Raw genomic sequence first — 17,462 nt, 5'->3', positions numbered from 1 at the left:
CCGATAGTCGGGCAGTACCGTTACGCGAAGCTCTCTGGAATCCATTCAACCTCAAATGGATGGTTATAATGCTTGACCCAATGAGCGTTTACATGAGCGTTGAATTGCAAAACATTCCCGCAAGCGCGGAGCTAATCAATATAGCTGCGCCTAATGATTTTGAGCCTCCATTTCCATTTAATGCGTTAGATTTGTGGGGGAATATTTCAAAAATAACGGCCTCGCCCAGAGAGAATATAAATCGAGATCATGTTGAATATATTTTTGGTTTAAAAATGCATGCCATTAAGATGGATTGGATTCCTGGTGCCCCGGTGCAAATGGTGGCGTTGGCTCCCGTTGATTGGTATTATGATATTATTTTGATGCCGTCGGAAGTTGATAAAAACGGCAGCTCAATGACGTTCTTGTTTCAGTGGGGGCAAAAGAAGGGACGATTTAGCGCATTTCCTGAACCAGTTGGCGGAATTTGTGTAAGGCCGGATATGATGTTGAGTTCTATGAATTCCCAAGGGTGGGTAGTTGTTTATCATGGAGTTACAGGTTTAGATAAAATGATTATGCCATATCAATACCGATTAAAACTCGATTATCATGAGGCTATTGCTGACTTCACTTCGGGCGGTGGGTGTTTAATCTCCTTCACCATACGCTAATTTTCACGCGTTATTTTTCTTCGTTGCGCTATATGGGGGGAATTATGACTATCGGCTTTTATCTGGGGCAGGCGTTGGCGAAATTCGCGAACTCGTCTAATTCTACTGTGTCATAAACATAGCGATAAAATGAGGCTGGATTGTAAAGGAGATTCACGCTCTGTTCGGGGGGTGGATGGCATCTCCAGCGCCGGATGGCACCAGCGACACACGGTTTGCGGCTTATGTTGACCACGTCGCATCGACCTTGGGTCATGCGGATCGAATGGCCCCGTTTCGAAGCTACTGCACCGGGCTGATGCTTCCGGGGGAGCGCAAGAGCGTGGAGTCGATGGCGGCGCTGGTGGAGCCAGGGCGTGTCGGGGCCGCGCACCAGTCCCTGCACCACTTCGTCGCCAAGGCAGCCTGGGATGATGTGGCGGTGCTGGGGGCGGTGCGGGACTTGGTGTTACCGGCGTTGTAAAGCCGTGGCCCGATCCGGGCCTGGATCATCGATGATACGGGCATGCCCAAGAAGGGCCGCCATTCCGTCGGCGTGGCCCGGCAGTATTGTGGCTAACTGGGCAAGCAGGACAATTGCCAGGTCGCCGTATCGCTGTCGGTGGCCTCCGACCATGCCAGCCTTCCTGTCGCCTTCCAACTCTACCTGCCGGAGGCTTGGGCCAACGATCCGGCCTTGCGGATCAAGGCCGGCGTACCCGAAGCCGTCACCTTCCAGACCAAGCCGGCCATCGCCCTGGACCAGGTCCGGGCGGCGATGGCGGCTGGCCTGCCTCCCGGTGTGGTGCTGATGGACGCCGGCTATGGCACCGACACCGATCTGCGCGATGGGATAAGCGCGCTGGGCTTGGCCTATGTCGCTGGCGTCCAATCGACGGTCACCGTCTGGCCGCCGGGTGTGGCGCCGCTGCCGCCCAAGCCCTGGAGCGGCAAGGGACGACCCCCATCGCGGCTTCGCCGCGGCCCTGGACACGAACCGGTGTCGGCCAAGGCCCTGGCCACCGGCCTGGCACCGGAAGCGTGGCAGACCGTCACCTGGCGCGAAGGCACCAACACCCCGCTCACCTCCCGCTTCGCCGCCGTCCGGACCCATCCCGCCCATCGCGACAATGAGCGCTCCGAAGGGCGGCCGGCGGAATGGCTGCTCATCGAATGGCCGGAGGGAGAGGACGAGCCCGTCAAGTATTGGCTGTCAACCTTGCCGGAAACGACGCCGCTACCGGAACTGGTCGATACCGCCAAGCTGCGCTGGCGCATCGAGCGCGACTACCTCGAACTCAAGCAGGAACTCGGCCTCGGCCATTATGAGGGCCGGGGGTGGCGTGGATTCCACCACCACGCCACCCTCTGCATCGCCGCTTACGCTTCTTGCTCCGCGAACGAGCCGCGATTCCCCCCTCAGCTCCTGCCAAAGCCGGGAGCATCAAAGCGCCTGACATTTCCAAAGGCTACACGCCAAGAGGCGCCACCCACACGGCCTGAGCGCCACGTGCCAACCTCCATCGCCACCATGCGCATAACCATCGCGATGGCTCTCGCCAAGGCTCTGCCTCGCTGCCCTTGCTGCCACCAAAGGCGCATTTTATGACATAGTAGAAGTAGGGCCCCGTGATGCTGGTCATCTCCTGGCGCGAATCGGCCCGGAATGATTTGGCGCGGATCATTGCATTCATCGCCGAGCGCAATCCTTTCGCTGCCCGTGGAATGCGGCAGGTGATTGAGGATTCGGTCCTCCCCGCCGCTACGCATCGGTATATTTTCCGTCCGGGCCGCGTACCGGGCACGCGCAAGATTGTCGCCCATCCAAACTATATCGTGATTTACGAGGTGCGGGACACCCATATCGAGGTGTTGGCGGTTCTGCACACGCGGCAACACTATCCCTGAACGGCGGTAGCCCTGGCCCAAACAACGCGAGCATTCGTCTATAAGCGTCGTCGCCCTGTCGCCAACCTGGGCGCGACGATGGAGTGACGCTGATGAAGATGGACAGGGCCATTCTGGCCGGGATGGGCTATGGGGTGCTGGCGGGGGCGTTCTGGGGAACGGTGTTCCTGGGCCCCCGCGTGCTGCACGCGTTTTCGCCGATGCAATTGTCCGCGTCGCGCTACCTGCTGTACGGCCTGATCTCCGTGGTGCTGATCCTGCCGCGCTGGCGGGCGCTGGCGCCCAAGGTGGGACGGACGGAAGCTTTGGCCCTGTTGCGGCTCAGCCTGCTGGGCAACATCGTCTACTACGTCTTCGTCGCCAGCGCCGTGCATCTGGCCGGGGTCGCCGCCACCTCGCTGATCATCGGCTTGCTGCCCATGGCCGTCACCCTGGTGGGCAGCCGGGAGCAAGGGGCGGTGCCCTTGCGCGCCCTGGTGCTGCCGCTGGCGCTGGGCGCTATCGGCGTCTCGCTGATCGGCATCGACCTGCTGGGCCGGCCGGTGGAGGGGGGACTGACGACCGCGCAGCGGCTGCTGGGCCTCGCCTGCGCCGCTGGCGCCCTGGTGTCCTGGACCCTGTATGCCGTGCTGAACAGCCGCTGGCTGACGCGCTTGCCCAGTGTTTCGGCGCATGACTGGTCGCTGCTGACGGGCGTTGCCACCGGTACCCTGGCCCTGGGCTTGGCCGCACCCGCCTTCCTCTGGGGTGGCGTCCCGCACGCGCCGGGCGACTGGGCGCTGTTCTGGGGCGTCAGCGGTGGGGTGGCCATCGGCGCCAGCGTGCTGGGCAACGCCTTCTGGAACCGGGCCAGCCGACTGCTGCCCCTCACCCTGACGGGGCAGATGATCCTGTTCGAAACCCTGTTCGCCTTGCTTTACGGTTTCCTCTGGGACGGACGCTGGCCCACCCTGATGGAAGGCTTGGCCATCCTGGCGCTGGTCGCCAGCGTGGCCCTGTGCGTCGGCCGGCACCACCGCCAACCGCAAGCCGCTTCCGAGGCCGTGACCCCGGAAGCGGCATGAGTTGTTACAGGTCGCAGGCGAAGCTGTCGGCGCTGTTCAGGTCGCCCGAGCCCTTGTAGCGCGCCACCTTGGGGTAGGGGCATAGGGGCCGGGTGCGCCCGGGCCAGGGGGTGTCGGGCCCGGCGCTGGCGTTGAGGCGATCGGGCGCCTGTCCCTGCTCCACCCACCGCACTAGGGCGCCGAAGGCGTCATAATGGCTGGTGGCGGGGCCGCCGGCACAGTGGTTCATACCCGGCACGGGGAAGACGCGGACGAAGTCCGCCGCCTTGCCGCCTTGTTTCGCGTCCACCTCCCGCCACCAGGCGATGGTGTCGTTGATGGAGAAGACGGGGTCCGAGGCGCCATGCGGCACCATCAGCTTGGCCCCCCGCGCCTTGAAGGCCGACAGGTCGGCCGAATGGGCGGAGACGTCCTGCCAGGCCGACCGGGGGAAGGTGGCGCTGGTGGCCGTCAGTTGCCCCGCCACCTGGTCCATGTCCAGGCCCAGCTGCCACCGCAGCGCCGACTGCGGGTCGGCGGGCAGGGGCGTGGGCGGGACGGTGAAGACGGAGGACAGCGAGGCGGCGCCCAGCATGACGTTGAGCGCGGGCACCCTGTCGGGGATGCCCAGCTTCCACACGCGCCAGCCGGGCGCGCCCACGCCGCCGTCCCAGGGCCAGTCGCTGTAGATCGCCTGGCCGGCCTTGGTGCGCGGCCCGCCAAGGGACTGGGTGATGGCGGTGACCTGGGCGGGGGTCAGGCAGCCGTCGGCCTTGGCGGCACCTTGGGCATTGGGCGCGCAGGTGCGGGCCTTCAGCGCGGGGGCGACCTTCGCGGCGGTACACTGCGCGAAGGTGCCGACGATGCCGTCCTTGGCGCCGTCGTCGGCGTCGCACGCCTCCAGCACCGCGTCACGCACCAACCCCAGATCGGCATCGCTGAAGGCGCTGGCGAACTGGGTGAAGCTGGGCTGGCCATCCGGTCCCTTGGCCAGGGGGGCGAAGGCCTGGACGTCCCAGGCTTGGGCCAGCGCCGCGCGCGGCAGGGCGAAGCCGGGGGCGGCGGCGATGATGCCGTCGAATTCCTCGGGATGCTGCTGGGCGAAGACCATGCCCTCCTCGCCGCCCTTGGAACAGCCCACGAAGTACGACCGGCGCGGGGCGTTGCCATAGAAGGCGGCGACCAGGGCCTTGGCGGCATCCGCCACCGGCTTCAGCGAGGCGTTGCCGTAATCGGCCCGCGCCTGGGGGTCGAAGCCGAAGGCCGCCGTGCCGCCATGCGTCGGGTCGGTGTTGCGCTGGTTGTCGTGCCCGGAATCCTGGCTGACGACGGCATAGCCTTGGGCCAGGGCCGGCGGCGTGTCCGACAGGGTGGGGCCGATGGCGTTGCCGACCTCGCCATTGGTGCCGCCGCCACCCTGAAAGAAGAAGCCCTGGTTCCAGGCGGCGGGCAGGCGGACATGGAAGCGGATGGCGTACGCCTGGCCGTCCACGCCGGTGCGTTCATGCAGGATGCCATAGACCTCGCAATGTTCGGGCAATTGGACCGGCGTGCCGGGGGCGCCGGGCATCATCGGCGGCAGGGTGACGGGGCCGGCGGGCTGGGGCGTGGCGGAGACGATACGGGTGCTGGCGTCCGGCCAATGGCCGGACATGACCTTCTCCAGCGCCAAGCAACGGCCTTTCAGGTCCGCCTCCGCCGCCTGCGCGCCGGTGGACAGGGCCAGTGGTGCTGCGGTCACCAGTAGGGTCGCCACCGACAGGCGCAAGGCCGATGTCCGGGAATGATGGGGCATGGTGTTTCTCTCTCCGTCTCAGGGCCTTTTTGATGGGCGCTCAGAACTCGCGATGCAGGCGGACGCCGTATTCGCGGGGCGCCCCGTAGAACTCGTTATTGCCGGACTGGCCGGTGACGTATTTGCGGTCGGTCAGGTTGGTGCCGTAGGCCTCCACTGTCCAGTCACCTGACCGAAGGGTGATCAGGGCGGACAGCAGGGTGTGGCCGGCCAGATAGTCGGTGACGCGGGAATAGAGGATGTCGGTATAGCTGGACCCGACATAGGCGACGTTCAGACGCGGGGTCAGTGTCATGCCGTTCGGCAGTTCCACGGTGTAATCGACGCCGGCGTTGTAGGTCCATTTGGGAGAGAACAGATTCGCGCCGCCGCCGCCGGTGCGCAGATAGCCGCTATAGTCAAAGCACACCGGCGGGTTGGATGCGGTGCCGGTTGGGCATTGCGGCCCCAATGTGCCGGAGGGCAGCAGACGGGTGTTGACCACCGTCACCGATCCCAACTGGCTGTCGACATAGGCGAAGCCGGCATCGGCGCCGAAGCCGCCGAACTTGGCCTGCACCTGGCCCTCCACCCCCTTGATCGTGGCGTCGGCCAGGTTGGTGACGCCGTTCTGGCCGGTGGTCAGGTCGATGCGGCCGAACTGGAAGCCCTTGTAATCGTTGTAGAAGGCACCCAGCTGGGTGCGCAGGTGACCGTCCAGGAAGGTGGATTTCCAGCCCACTTCATAGTCCCAGACCGTTTCCGGCCTGAATTCCGAGGTTGAGGAATTGAAGCCGCCTGGTTTGTAGCCGCGTGCCGCGAAGGCGTAGACCAGGGTATCGGCGTCAGGCTTCCAGTTCAGGGCCACCTTGCCCGTGGGCATGCTGTCGTCGTGCCGGCCGGCGGTGTCGGCCACCTGCAAACCGTTGGCGGGGAAGCCCGGGATGCCCCGCCCGATATAAACGCCGCCATCGCCCGTCACATGGAACCAGCTTTCCCGGGCGCCCACCTGCACCTCCAGGTCGGGCGTGATCTTGTAGCCGCCCTGGGCGAAAACGCCCGTGGTCAACTTGTTGTTCTTGGTGCCGATATTGGTGGGGAAGCCGGCATTCATGTTCAGGATGTCGACGTCGATCTTGTTGCGTTGGTAATAGCCGCCGACGATCCAGTTGAAGGGGCCATCGGTGGGTGACAGGACGTTGACCTCCTCCGTCCACTCGCGTTCGCGCACGTACTGCTGCTGGGTCTGCGTCGCGGCTTCGGTGGCGTCGCTGTCGTACAGGTTGTTGATGCGCTTGTTCTGGAAGCCGCTCAGTGAGCGCACGGTGATGCCGTCGTCGAACTCGTAGCGCAGTTCCAGGCTGTTGATGATGGCGCGCTCGGAATTCTGGGTGGGCGCGTTGTAGTCGAGGTTGCGGATGCCGGGCACGGCGTCGCTGGCGTACTGGGTGCCCTGGATGGGGCGGTAGGCGTAGCCGCCGGTGTTCTTGTTCGCGGCCTCCACCTTCAGCAGGGCCTGGAAGGCGCCGGGACGCCACAGCACGCCCAGGCGGCCGTCGGTTTCATTCAACGCGCCGGGATGATTGTTGTTGGGGCCGACATCGTCATAGTAGCTGTCGTGCTCCCGATGGTTGGCGGCGACGCGTACGGCCAACGTGTCGGTCAGCGGGATGTTCAGCGCCCCCTGCGTCGCCACCGTGGCGTAGTTTCCGTAGCCCACCTCGCCGTAGCCTTCCACCCGGTCCAGCACAGGGTTCTTGCTGGTGATGAACATGGCGCCGCCGGTGGAGTTGGACCCGACCAGCGTGCCCTGGGGGCCGCGCAGAACCTCGACATTCGCGATGTCGTAGAAGCTGTTGGTGGTGACGATGGGCGGCTGGAACAGGCCGTCGACATATGTGGCCACACCGTTGGCCACCTGGGGCGATCCGCTGGCCAGGCCGATGCCGCGGATGTTGACCGATTGGGTCAGGCCGGCGTCGGTGACGGTCAGCGCGGGGGACGCGAATTGCAGGTCAGACAGGCGGGTGATCGCCTTCTCCGACAGCTTGTCGCCGCTGATGGCGGTGGCGGCGATGGCCACGTTCTGCAAATTCTCGGTACGGCGTTCGGCCGTCACCACGATGTCCTCCAGCGTATCGCTGACGGACTGGGCCAGGGCCGGGGTCGACAGGCACAGGGCCATGGCCGACCCCCACAAGGTCAATGTGCCATGGAAAGTATGTTTCACCATTTGAGAGCCTCCCAGTTTATTTTTTGGACGCATCCCTGGGCCGGGGGCGCCTGTTGATCAGTCTAGAAAAGGGACGGGCCGCTAAATAGAGCCCACAATGCGCCGGTCGCCGATGGCCAGTCGTTGGGACTGCACCATGCGGCAGGTGGCGGCGGTGATATCCTGGCCCTGGCGGGCCAGCGCCGGATCGCGGGCCAGCACGCCTTGAATGATGGTCTGTCCGGCCAGCATCAGTTCGGGATAATGGTCGTGCCGCACCAGGATGCCCACGTCACGGGCGTAGACGCGGGTCTTGTGGCCCGCGAAACAGCGGATGAGAGTGTGCAGCACCGAGTTGCCGACCATGTCGTAGACGGTGCGCATCATCTCCAGATACAGCAGCATCGCGGTGCCGCCTTCCGCGCCGCGCATCCCGTGCGCGGTGGCATCCAGGCCGCGCGCATGGCCCCCGGCTGGCAGCGTTGCCGCCTGTTCGATGACGGCAGCGTTCAGCGCGTCGGTGAAATCGTCGCATTGCAGGCGATCGACGCGGGACGCGGCCAGGAAACCGTGGACCAGGCGCATGACGCAGGCGGGTGACGGCACCGACAACACCACGCCGCCGCCCCGGCCGCGCCGACTTTCCACCACGCCCAGATCCTCCAGGATGCGCACCGCCTCGACCATCACTGATAGGCTGGCGTGATAGCGCTCCGCCAAGTCGGCCAGCGAACCGAGGCGATCATGGTCGCGGCAACGGTCATGCCGCAGGTCGGCGCCAATGCGCCGGGCGACGGCGGTGGCCAGGTTGCGGTGCGGGTCATTGCCGTTGACGGCCTGCTCCGCGTGGTGCAGCGGCCAATCAGCGCCGTGCGCCTGGGCATAGGCCGCCACGCGCGCGTCGAGGTCGGCCATGGCCAAGCACCCGGCATCCCTGTCGTCACCCCGCTCCACGGCGTCGCGCAGGGCTTTGCGGACCTGCGTGACGGTCGTGCCCAATCCGCCGGGAAACTGTTCCAGGCTGTCCAAAGCCAGGGCGAAACAGGGATTGCCCACCAGGCTGCCCAGGGGCAGCCGGCCCGTGTCCAAGGGCAGGTCCAGATGGCGGCGGTTGGTGGCGGCCAGGCCCAGGGCCATGGGCTCGATCAGCCGGCGGGCCGCCCACACCTCCGCCGGGGTGGCGCCGGTCCAGCGCATGTGGCTGGCCAGCGCGCGGGCGGCATCAACACGCTGGGGCAGTTGCACGACCAGGCCGCCGGCCGGGCCCCGCCGCATGCGGCACGCGCCACGCGTTTCCAGGATGCGGAAGGCTTGCCGGGCCAGGCGGACGCTGACGTTGAAATTGCTGGCCAGCATGCCCTCCGGCCCGCAGACGGCATTCACGGGCCAACCGTGCTCCACCAGCGCGTCCTCGATGGCGGCGGCGGTGATGGCGCCCAGGCCGGCCTCATCCTCCAGTTCGGTGGCGATGGCGGCGTAATAGGCGGTCTTCATCCAGGCCGCGGTCCTGTCCACGGCGGGATTGAGCGCCAGGACGACGGGGGCGGTTGTCGGGATCGACAGGCGGTGGTGCGGCTGTCCCATGTCAGGTCTCCCCGTGCCGGCCTCTGCGGACCGTGTTGAGTAAACACTGTTATAAAGCATAACTTTTGTCAATGCGCCTTATGCCGCTTCGTGCTCGGCGGCGCGCCTTGACCCCGTTGCCCATGGCGGTCATACCGGATCCGGGAAGTTGCTTGAGAGAGGGGGCTGCGATGGCGGCACAGGGACGGGGGCGTCCGTCATCGGCGCGTGTGCTGGTGGCCAGCCTGGTGGGCACCGCGGTCGAGTTCTATGATTTTTACATCTATGCCACGGCCGCCTCGCTGGTCTTCGGGCCGCTGTTCTTTCCCGCGGCGTCCCCCTCGGCGCAGCTCATGCTCTCCTATGGCAGCTTCGGCATCGCCTTCCTGGCGCGTCCCCTGGGTTCCATCGTCTTCGGCCATTTCGGTGACCGCGTCGGCCGCAAGTCCACCCTGGTGGCGTCGCTGTTGCTGATGGGCGGGTCCACGGTGCTGATCGGGCTGTTGCCCACCTATGACAGCATCGGCTGGCTGGCGCCGGCGCTGTTGTGTGTGCTGCGCTTCGGCCAGGGTTTCGGCCTGGGTGGCGAATGGGGTGGTGCCGTCCTGCTGGCGGTGGAGAACGCGCCGCCCAGCCACCGCGCCCGCTATGGCATGTTCCCGCAGATCGGCGCGCCGGTGGGCTTCATCGCCGCCAACGGCCTGTTCCTGCTGCTGGGGGAGTTGCTGACGCCCGGCCAGTTCCAGGCTTGGGGCTGGCGCCTCCCCTTCCTGGGCAGCGCCGTGCTGGTGCTTTTGGGCCTGTGGGTGCGCCTGAAGCTGACGGAGACCCCCGCCTTCGCCCAGGCGCTGCAGGAGGCGCCGCCGCCGACCGTCCCTCTGGCGGAGGTGGCCCGCGACTATCCCCGCCAGACCATCGGCGGCACCTTCGCCGCCATCGTCTGTTTCGCCCTGTTCTACCTCGCGACCGCCTTCGCGCTCGGCTACGGCACCACCACCCTGGGCTACAGCCGCACCGCCTTCCTGGGGGTGCAGTTGGGGGCCATCCTGTTCCTGGCCCTGGGCATCGTCCTGGCGGGCTGGTGGGCGGACAAGGCGTCACCGCGCCGTGTGCTGATGGCCGGTTGCGTCATGACGGTGGGGGTCGGGCTGGTGCTGGCGCCCATGATGGCCAGCGGCTCCCTCGCCATCGTCGCCCTGTTCCTCTGCCTGGCTTTGCTGGTCATGGGCTTTGTCTATGGCCCGCTGGGCGCTTGGCTGCCCAGCCTGTTCCCGGCCCGGGTGCGCTATACCGGCACCTCCATGACCTTCAACCTGGGTGGCATCCTGGGCGGCGGCATCGCGCCCGTGCTGGCGCAGTCCCTGGCCCAATCGGGCGGCCTGCCGTATGTCGGGCTCTACCTGACGGTGGCGGCCATCATCAGCTTGGCAGCCCTCTATCCCCTGCGTGGGCGCGCCACGGTCGCGGTGGCGGTGGAGACGCTGGGGCCCTGAGGGCCCGGTTGTCACAGCCTATAGCCGGCTGCGTTTAATCGGAACCACAGCCGGCTATAGCTGAGTCTGTCCGCGAGCAGCTTCACGCCCAAAGGCGATTCCACCTTTGGGCGATCTGCTCTAGTTGGTGCCAAGCAGGGCCGGGTTCAGCGAATACCCACCCACCATGCTGGCCTGGCCCAGGACATGGCCGGTCATGGCCAGCAGGGTGGATGTGCTGTTGATGGGGCCGACCACCGCCAGCCGCGGGATGTCCAGGGCATGGATGGTGAAGATATAGCGGTGGAAGATGCTGTCGTTCCACGGCGGGCAGGGACCGTCATAGCCGTAATAGTCGCCGATGCGCGCGCGGTCCTCCAAGAACAGTATCGTGAAGTCGTTCATCCCGTGGCGGGCGCCCGCTTCCGGCGCCGAAGGGCCGGCCTTGCCCCGGTTGGTGATGCCAGCACTGTGCCGTCCCTCCTTGATTTCCCGCAGCCGGGGGGACAGGTCGATCAGGATCCAATGATGAAAGGGCACACGCGGCATGTCGGGCGATAGGGTCCGCCCGTGACGGTTGGCATCGTGCCAGCGGTGGGGGGCGTCGGGGCAATACATGGTCAGCACGAAGGAGCGCGTTCCCACCGGCGGATCGCTCCATGCGATGTGCGGATTGCGGTTCGGGCCTGGGCGGACACGTCCGGCGGGCGAGGCGACGGCGAAGGCGCAGGCGTCTGGCAGGCGGCCACCGTCACGGAAACTGTTGCTGGTGATCTGCATGGGGTCCCTTCTTAACCCCCGCATATGGCACGATAAAGCGTGCAAAACTCAAGATGTTTTCAATCATTTGGCCAAGCGCCGCGCACGCGCGTGGCTGGGCGGGGGGCGTCCCCGTCCACCGCCACCTCCCATACGCGACCCCAGGGCCGATTTTGCGATGAGGGAAGTTTGCCCGCCGTGGCCCATGGGGGCGAATTAAGCGCTGTATTTTTTTGTAAGATGCCCCGGGCAAGGATTCGGTGCGCGCGCTCACGAGTAACGGTGAAGCGCCAAATCGGTCCGCGTATAGGAGAATGGCGCGCTTTTTTTCAATTCCTGCTGTCTTAAGGGGGTATTGCCGCAAGAACAATTGCTCAATCCCCTTTCCTGGGACAGCATCCCTTGAGTTATTTCGCCGGTGAATGATAGGCGTCGGCCTGTCCGGTGTCGTTGGCCGCCTGTGGCTGTGGGAAGGGGGCGTGGGGCCGTGGGGGGCATGGCATGACCGGTCCGGTTGGCTCAGGCTTCGAACGGATACTCACGTTCGGTCCCTTTCGGCTTGTTCCCGGCCGCAAGGTCCTGCTGGATGGCGACGTACCTTTGCGTCTGGGCAGCAGGGCCTTGGACATTCTCGTCGTTTTGGCGGAGCGGGCCGGCCAGGTCGTGGCCAAGGACGAATTGGTCGCCAATGTCTGGCCCGACACCCACGTTGATGACGCCAACCTGCGGGTCAATATCGCCGCCCTGCGCAAGGCCTTGGGCGATGGGCGCGACGGCGCCCGCTACATTGCCAACATTCCCGGGCGCGGCTATTGCTTCGTGGCACCCATCACCCGTCTGGAAGAAGGGGACCACCCGCCCCCGCTGGCGGCCCCCCCGGTCGCTTTGAGCGTCCCCCACAACCTGCCGGTGCGCCTGACCCGGGTGGTCGGCCGGGCGGCCATCATCCGCGCGCTGGCCGGGCAACTGCCGGCGCGGCGTTTCATCACCCTGGTGGGGCCGGGCGGCATCGGCAAGACGACGGTGGCCTTGGCGTTGGCCGAGGAACTGGCGCCGGGTTACGAACATGGTGTGCGCTTTGTCGATTTCGCGCCGGTGAACAACGCCACCCTCGCCGACGCCACGTTGGCCGCCAGCGTCCTGGCCGGAGCCCTGGGTGTGGCCATCGATTCCATCGCCGACCTTGCCGGCATCCTGCGGGACAAGCGGCTGTTGCTGGTCCTGGACAACTGCGAGCACGTGGTGGGCACGGCGGCCGTCCTGGCCGAAGCCGTGCTGCGCGGGGCGCCCGGCGTGCATATCCTGGCCACCAGCCGGGAGCCCTTGCTGGCCGAGGGGGAATGGGTGCAACGCCTGGCGTCGCTGGAGACGCCGCCGGTGACCGCCACCCTGGACGCGGCGCAAGCCATGACCTTTTCGGCGGTGGAGCTGTTTGTCGAGCGGGCCACGGCCAGTGTGGACACCTTTTGCTTCGGTGACGCGGAAGTGCCCCTGGTGGTGGAAATCTGCCGGGGCCTGGACGGCATTCCGCTGGCCATCGAGCTGGCGGCGGCGCGTTTGGACCTGTTCGGCCTGCGGGGCCTGGCCGCCCGTCTGAACGACCGTTTCGCCCTGCTGGTGCGGGGGCGGCGCACGGCCTTGCCCCGGCACCAGACGCTGCGTGCGATGCTGGACTGGAGCTATGAGCTGCTGCCGGCGGTGGAACGTGCCGTGCTGCACCGTCTGTCGGTATTCGCGGGTGGATTCGCCATGGAATCCGCCGCCGCCGTGGCGGGCGATGCGGCGCTGAACCAGGCCGACGTTCTGGCGGCGCTGGCGAATCTGGTGGCGAAGTCCCTCTTGGTCTCCGATGCTGGTGGCGCCCAGATCACCTACCGGTTGCTGGAGATGACGCGGGCCTATGCCCTGGAGAAACTGACGGAAAGTGGTGACCTGGCACAGGTGCGGCGTCGACATGCGGAATGCCATCGCGACCTGCTGGTTCGGGCGGAACAGGAATGGGACCGCCGGCCGACGGCGGAATGGCTGGATGTCCACGGCCGGCAGGTCGACAACCTGCGGGCGGCCCTGCTTTGGGCCTTTGGCCCGGAGGGCGACGCCAGCCTGGGCATCGCCCTGACCGCCGCCGCCGTGCCGCTGTGGATGCAGCTGTCGCTGATGAACGAGTGCCGGGAAGGGGTGAGGCGCGCGCTGGACCAGATGCCGCCCGGCATGATGGCGGCGGACGCGGTTCGGGGGGCCGAGGCCGACCGCATCCTGCGCCTGCTGACGGCGCTGGGCCTGTCGCTGATTTACACCAAGGGCCCCGGGCCGGAAATCAGGGCGGCGCTGAACCAGGCGCTGGCTCTGGCGCAACGGCTGGACAATTTGGACTATCAACTGCGCGCCCTTTGGGGATTGTTCGTCGAAACCTTCAACGAGGGCCGCTACGCCCGGGCGCTGGAGATTTCGGATCGTTTCCGGCTGGTGGCGGCCCGGTCGGGCGATCCTGTGGACTTGATGGCGGCCGACCGCATCCGCGGCTTCGCCCTGCACCTGATCGGCGATCACGCGACCGCCCGCCACCATATCGAGGAGGGGCTGAGGCGCTATGTCCGGCCCGCCCATCGGGGCCATCTCGTCCGTTATCAGTATGACCAGCGGGTGGCGGCCAGCGTGCCGCTGTCAGTCATCCTATGGATCCAGGGTTGCCCGGAGCAGGCGATGGCCATGATGAGCACGGCGGTCGAGGAGGCGCGGGCGATGGACCATGCCCTGACGCTGGGCTACGTGCTGGCCACCGCCGCTTGCCAGGTGGCCTTGCTGGTCGGGGATCTGACGGCGACCGACCGCTATGTCAGCCTGCTGCAGGATCATTCCACCCGCCACGGCTTGGGGCCGTGGGCCGTCCTTGGACGGTATTTCAGGCATCGGCTGCATGTCGCCCGGGAAGCGACGGCCCCCGGCCTGGCCGGCATGGGCGCCGCCTTGGAGGATCTGGCGGACCTTAATTTCGCCCTGCGCTACGTCGGCTATCTGGGTGATTGGGCGGAATGCCTGGGCCGGGCCGGGCAGGTGCGCGAGGGGCTGCAGGCGGTGGATCAGGCCTTGGCCCGGTCCGATGCGGGCGGCATCCGCTGGTGCATGCCGGAACTGCTGCGCGTCAAGGGTGACCTGTTGCTGGGCGATGATGTGATGGGCGCCGAGGCGTATTTCCACGAGGCTCTGGACTGGGCCCGGCGGCAGGGCGCCCTATCCTGGGAATTGCGGGCCGCCACCAGCTTGGCGCGGCTGTGGCGTGGCCAGGGGCGCCAGACCGATGCCCATGCCTTGCTCAGCGGCGTCTACAGCCGTTTTACCGAAGGCTTCGACACCGCCGATCTGGCCGTCGCCCGCCATCTGCTGGCCGGTCTGACCCAGGACATGGCCAATCCGCCGCCGGCTAGCCTGCGGGAGGGTGGCGTGGCAGCGCCTGGCGCCCCGCGCCCGCCGTCGCGCCAGGGCTGGGAAGCGGAGGTCATACCGTTTCGGGCCCCCGGTGTGGCCTGTTAGCTATAGCCGGTTGCGCACGCCCAAAGGCGATTCCGCCTTCGGGCGATCCGCCCCACGGCGGAAACAGACCAGTCGGATTGCCTTTCCCGTGTCGACGGGGTAATCGGATCACTACCGTTGCCGGACCATCGCGGGATCGCCGCCACCGGTACATCCGTTCCATCCCCACGAGCGCCCCCATGGACAACGCCACCCGTTCAGAACGTACCCGCGCCGCCGTCATCAAGGCGGCACTGACCATCATTGCCCGAGATGGGGCCGGCAAGTTGACGCTGGACGCCATCGCGCGGGAAAGCGGCATCAGCAAGGGCGGGGTGATGCATCAGTTCAAGACCAAGCAGGCGGTGCTGGAGGCCCTGCTTGAACACCAGATGGTCTATTCCGCCGACGTGACCCGTGCCCTGCTGGCGAAGCTGGGGCCCGATCATCCCGAGGCCCAGCTTGTGGCGCATATCGAAACCCTGCGCGACGTGGTGTCGAACCCCCACTCGGTGGCGTTTGCGCTGTTGGGGGCGATGGCGGAAGATCCCCAGTTGCTGTCGACCGTGCGGTCGGAAACCGCCCCTGTGGTGGAAAGGATCCGGGCGGAGGCCGCGGATCCCGATTTGGCGACGCTGCGCTGGGTCGCGGCCCAGGGCTTGGCTGTCACGACCATCTTCGGGCTTTCGCCACTGGGGGATGAAGAGCGGGCGCGCCTGTTCGATCTGCTGGCCGACAGCCGGCGTTGGGCGGCGGCCGGCGCGGGTGCCAAGGCGTTTTAAGGCCGTCCAACTCCCGACGGGAGGAAATCACAAAAACCGACTAGACGGATTGTTTATGGATTGCTAGGGTGGCGCTCGGCGATCGGTCGCCTGTTGGCCGACCATCGCGGTACGTCGTTGCTTTCATCGCGCGATTGATTCGGCCGGTCCTTCCGGCCGGAACAGCGCCCCCATGCCCTTGTGGAGACACCAATGTCCCTGTTGTTGACCCGGCGGCTGTTGCCGCTGATGGCCGCGTGCGCCCTTTTGGCCGGCTGCGGCAGCATCGATCCCGCCCCGTATCGGGATATCGCCTCCGCCCCCTATCTCCGGCCCGACCCATCCGATGACAGCGGCCGCGTTCCCTATCGCTATTCCACGCCGGTGGACTGGCGGTCCTATACCAAGGTGATCATCGATCCGGTGGCGATCTATTACGGTGCCGATGGCCAGTTCGGTGATATGGAGGAAAAGGACAAGGTGGAGCTGGCCGATTATATGCAGGCCCAGTTCCGGGAGAAGCTGGCGACACGCTTTCAGATCGCCGGCACGGCGGGGCGGGGTACCCTGCGCGTCCGTTTGACGTTGACCGGGGCGACCACCACACCGGCCGTGATCGGGCCCTTCAGCCATTTCGACCTGGCGGGCGGCTTGTACAACGGCGTGCAGGCCGTCCGGGGACGCCAGGGGATGGTCAGCGGTTCGGTCGTGTACGCCGTTGAGATCCAGGACGCCGCCAGCGGCAAGCTGCTGTCCGCCTACATCACCAAGCAGTACCCCGGCGCCATGAACATCGGTGCCAGTTTCGGCGCGCTGGGGGCGGCCAAGACCGGTATCGAGAAGGGGGCCGAGGCCCTGGTCGACCAATTGAGCCCCGGCACCTGATCGGCCGGCGCGGTCACGCCCCGTAGCCGCCGTCTATCGTCAGGACGGAACCGGTGACGAAGGAGGCGTCGGGGCTGGCCAGGAAGACGATGCCGGCCGCCACCTCCTCCGGCGTGCCGTAGCGGCCGAAGGCGTTGGCCGCCATCTGGACGGCGGCGTACGGGCCGTTGGCGGGGTTCAGGTCGGTGTCGATGGACCCGGGCTGGACCACGTTGACGGTGATGCGGCGGGGGGCGAGATCTCGGGCGGCCCCCTTGCAGTAGCCGGCGACGGCCGCCTTGGCGGCGGTATAGTCGGCCAGGCCGGGGAAGCCCACGCGGCTGGCCACGCATGCCCCCACCGTGATGATGCGGCCATCATCGGCCAGCACGCGCGATGCCGCGCGGATGGCGGTGACCACGCCGTTGAAGTTCACCGTGTGCTGCCGGGTCAACGCCTCGATATCGCTGTCGGGATCATCCACGTCGCCGGTGGCGAACATGCCGGCGTTGTTGACCAGGATGTCCAGGCGGCCGAACTGGGCCACCACGCTTCGGACCAGGTCCTCCACCTCCTGGATATCGCCCTGGTCCACCTTGAACGCCGCCGCCCGCCGCCCTTGCGCGCGCATGTCCCGTACCACCGCGTCAGCCAGGGTGGGCGAGGCCAGATAGCTGATCGCCACATCCGCCCCTTCACCAGCCAGGGCCTTCGCCGTCGCCGCCCCGATGCCGCGAGAGCCGCCGGTAACCAAGGCCACCTTGCCGGCCAATTTTTTTCTCATGCCAGTCGTTTCCGGGGATGGAGGGTGCCGCAGGCGGGTTGAAGGGCCGCTTTTGAGGCGCAGGGTGCCGCTGTTCGGCTGTCGCCGCTTGTACAATTCAGGCCCTATTTTGAAAGTGCATGCGATATCACGCCTCGCCGCCGCTGGTTTTCCAACCGGTCGGGGCGGTAGGGTGGG

12 protein-coding genes and 1 pseudogene are annotated in these 17,462 nt (G+C 66.4%); 8 read left to right on the top strand and 5 right to left on the bottom strand.

What is annotated here, in order from left to right:
- The first annotated feature begins 92 nt into the window (after positions 1-92).
- The 4 genes and pseudogenes from FHS74_RS12110 (at position 93) to FHS74_RS12095 (ending at position 3,607) form a co-directional block, all read left to right on the top strand.
- Positions 93-656 carry a hypothetical protein gene (locus FHS74_RS12110; RefSeq protein WP_184800741.1) on the top strand — a complete coding sequence of 188 codons (564 nt, stop codon included), beginning with the start codon at positions 93-95 and terminating at the stop codon, positions 654-656.
- Between the two features lie 175 nt (positions 657-831).
- Positions 832-2,138 (top strand): annotated as a pseudogene (locus FHS74_RS12105) (IS701 family transposase).
- 129 nt (positions 2,139-2,267) lie between these two features.
- A complete protein-coding gene (locus FHS74_RS12100) occupies positions 2,268-2,543 on the top strand; it encodes a type II toxin-antitoxin system RelE/ParE family toxin (RefSeq protein ID WP_184801209.1) in 276 nt (91 codons plus the stop codon).
- A 92-nt stretch (positions 2,544-2,635) separates the two neighbouring features.
- Positions 2,636-3,607: a DMT family transporter gene (locus tag FHS74_RS12095; protein WP_211106250.1), complete on the top strand. Its 972-nt coding sequence runs from the start codon at positions 2,636-2,638 to the stop codon at positions 3,605-3,607.
- A 4-nt stretch (positions 3,608-3,611) separates the two neighbouring features.
- Here the strand turns inward: FHS74_RS12095 and FHS74_RS12090 are convergent, their stop codons facing one another.
- From FHS74_RS12090 to FHS74_RS12080, 3 genes are all read right to left on the bottom strand, one after another.
- Positions 3,612-5,381, bottom strand: a complete 1,770-nt coding sequence (locus FHS74_RS12090) for a tannase/feruloyl esterase family alpha/beta hydrolase (RefSeq protein WP_184800739.1) — start codon at positions 5,379-5,381, stop codon at positions 3,612-3,614.
- A 40-nt stretch (positions 5,382-5,421) separates the two neighbouring features.
- Positions 5,422-7,593, bottom strand: a complete 2,172-nt coding sequence (locus tag FHS74_RS12085; RefSeq protein ID WP_184800737.1) for a TonB-dependent receptor — start codon at positions 7,591-7,593, stop codon at positions 5,422-5,424.
- An 81-nt stretch (positions 7,594-7,674) separates the two neighbouring features.
- Entirely contained in the window at positions 7,675-9,156 is a 1,482-nt protein-coding gene (locus tag FHS74_RS12080) for a FadR/GntR family transcriptional regulator (protein ID WP_184800735.1), read from the bottom strand.
- A gap of 170 nt (positions 9,157-9,326) precedes the next feature.
- Here FHS74_RS12080 and FHS74_RS12075 point away from each other — a divergent pair, with 170 nt between their 5' ends.
- Positions 9,327-10,628 carry an MFS transporter gene (locus FHS74_RS12075; RefSeq protein WP_184800734.1) on the top strand — a complete coding sequence of 434 codons (1,302 nt, stop codon included), beginning with the start codon at positions 9,327-9,329 and terminating at the stop codon, positions 10,626-10,628.
- Positions 10,629-10,748: 120 nt separating this feature from the next.
- Here FHS74_RS12075 and FHS74_RS12070 read toward each other — a convergent pair whose 3' ends face one another.
- Entirely contained in the window at positions 10,749-11,387 is a 639-nt protein-coding gene (locus FHS74_RS12070; RefSeq protein ID WP_184800731.1) for a YbhB/YbcL family Raf kinase inhibitor-like protein, read from the bottom strand.
- A 480-nt stretch (positions 11,388-11,867) separates the two neighbouring features.
- Here FHS74_RS12070 and FHS74_RS12065 point away from each other — a divergent pair, with 480 nt between their 5' ends.
- The 3 genes from FHS74_RS12065 to FHS74_RS12055 all read left to right on the top strand — a co-directional run bounded on the left by FHS74_RS12065 (position 11,868) and on the right by FHS74_RS12055 (position 16,522).
- Positions 11,868-14,897, top strand: a complete 3,030-nt coding sequence (locus FHS74_RS12065; protein ID WP_184800729.1) for an ATP-binding protein — start codon at positions 11,868-11,870, stop codon at positions 14,895-14,897.
- A gap of 179 nt (positions 14,898-15,076) precedes the next feature.
- Positions 15,077-15,658 carry a TetR/AcrR family transcriptional regulator gene (locus FHS74_RS12060; protein WP_184800727.1) on the top strand — a complete coding sequence of 194 codons (582 nt, stop codon included), beginning with the start codon at positions 15,077-15,079 and terminating at the stop codon, positions 15,656-15,658.
- Between the two features lie 192 nt (positions 15,659-15,850).
- Entirely contained in the window at positions 15,851-16,522 is a 672-nt protein-coding gene (locus FHS74_RS12055) for a DUF3313 domain-containing protein (RefSeq protein ID WP_184800725.1), read from the top strand.
- 13 nt (positions 16,523-16,535) lie between these two features.
- Here FHS74_RS12055 and FHS74_RS12050 read toward each other — a convergent pair whose 3' ends face one another.
- Positions 16,536-17,285, bottom strand: coding sequence for an SDR family NAD(P)-dependent oxidoreductase (locus FHS74_RS12050; protein WP_184800723.1), 750 nt, complete (start codon positions 17,283-17,285; stop codon positions 16,536-16,538).
- Positions 17,286-17,462: the final 177 nt, after the last annotated feature.

Origin of the sequence: Nitrospirillum iridis (genome assembly GCF_014205765.1) — a bacterium.
GTDB lineage: Bacteria > Pseudomonadota > Alphaproteobacteria > Azospirillales > Azospirillaceae > Nitrospirillum > Nitrospirillum iridis.
This window is presented reverse-complemented; position numbering and strand designations above follow the sequence as displayed.

Excerpts from the sequence above, each read along its gene's own strand:
- FHS74_RS12110 (WP_184800741.1), top strand. The coding sequence starts at position 93 with ATGAGCGTTGAATTGCAAAACATTCCCGCAAGCGCGGAGCTAATCAAT.
- FHS74_RS12100 (WP_184801209.1), top strand. The coding sequence starts at position 2,268 with ATGCTGGTCATCTCCTGGCGCGAATCGGCCCGGAATGATTTGGCGCGG.
- FHS74_RS12095 (WP_211106250.1), top strand. The coding sequence starts at position 2,636 with ATGAAGATGGACAGGGCCATTCTGGCCGGGATGGGCTATGGGGTGCTG.
- FHS74_RS12090 (WP_184800739.1), bottom strand. The coding sequence starts at position 5,381 with ATGCCCCATCATTCCCGGACATCGGCCTTGCGCCTGTCGGTGGCGACC.
- FHS74_RS12085 (WP_184800737.1), bottom strand. The coding sequence starts at position 7,593 with ATGGTGAAACATACTTTCCATGGCACATTGACCTTGTGGGGGTCGGCC.
- FHS74_RS12080 (WP_184800735.1), bottom strand. The coding sequence starts at position 9,156 with ATGGGACAGCCGCACCACCGCCTGTCGATCCCGACAACCGCCCCCGTC.
- FHS74_RS12075 (WP_184800734.1), top strand. The coding sequence starts at position 9,327 with ATGGCGGCACAGGGACGGGGGCGTCCGTCATCGGCGCGTGTGCTGGTG.
- FHS74_RS12070 (WP_184800731.1), bottom strand. The coding sequence starts at position 11,387 with ATGCAGATCACCAGCAACAGTTTCCGTGACGGTGGCCGCCTGCCAGAC.
- FHS74_RS12065 (WP_184800729.1), top strand. The coding sequence starts at position 11,868 with ATGACCGGTCCGGTTGGCTCAGGCTTCGAACGGATACTCACGTTCGGT.
- FHS74_RS12060 (WP_184800727.1), top strand. The coding sequence starts at position 15,077 with ATGGACAACGCCACCCGTTCAGAACGTACCCGCGCCGCCGTCATCAAG.
- FHS74_RS12055 (WP_184800725.1), top strand. The coding sequence starts at position 15,851 with ATGTCCCTGTTGTTGACCCGGCGGCTGTTGCCGCTGATGGCCGCGTGC.
- FHS74_RS12050 (WP_184800723.1), bottom strand. The coding sequence starts at position 17,285 with ATGAGAAAAAAATTGGCCGGCAAGGTGGCCTTGGTTACCGGCGGCTCT.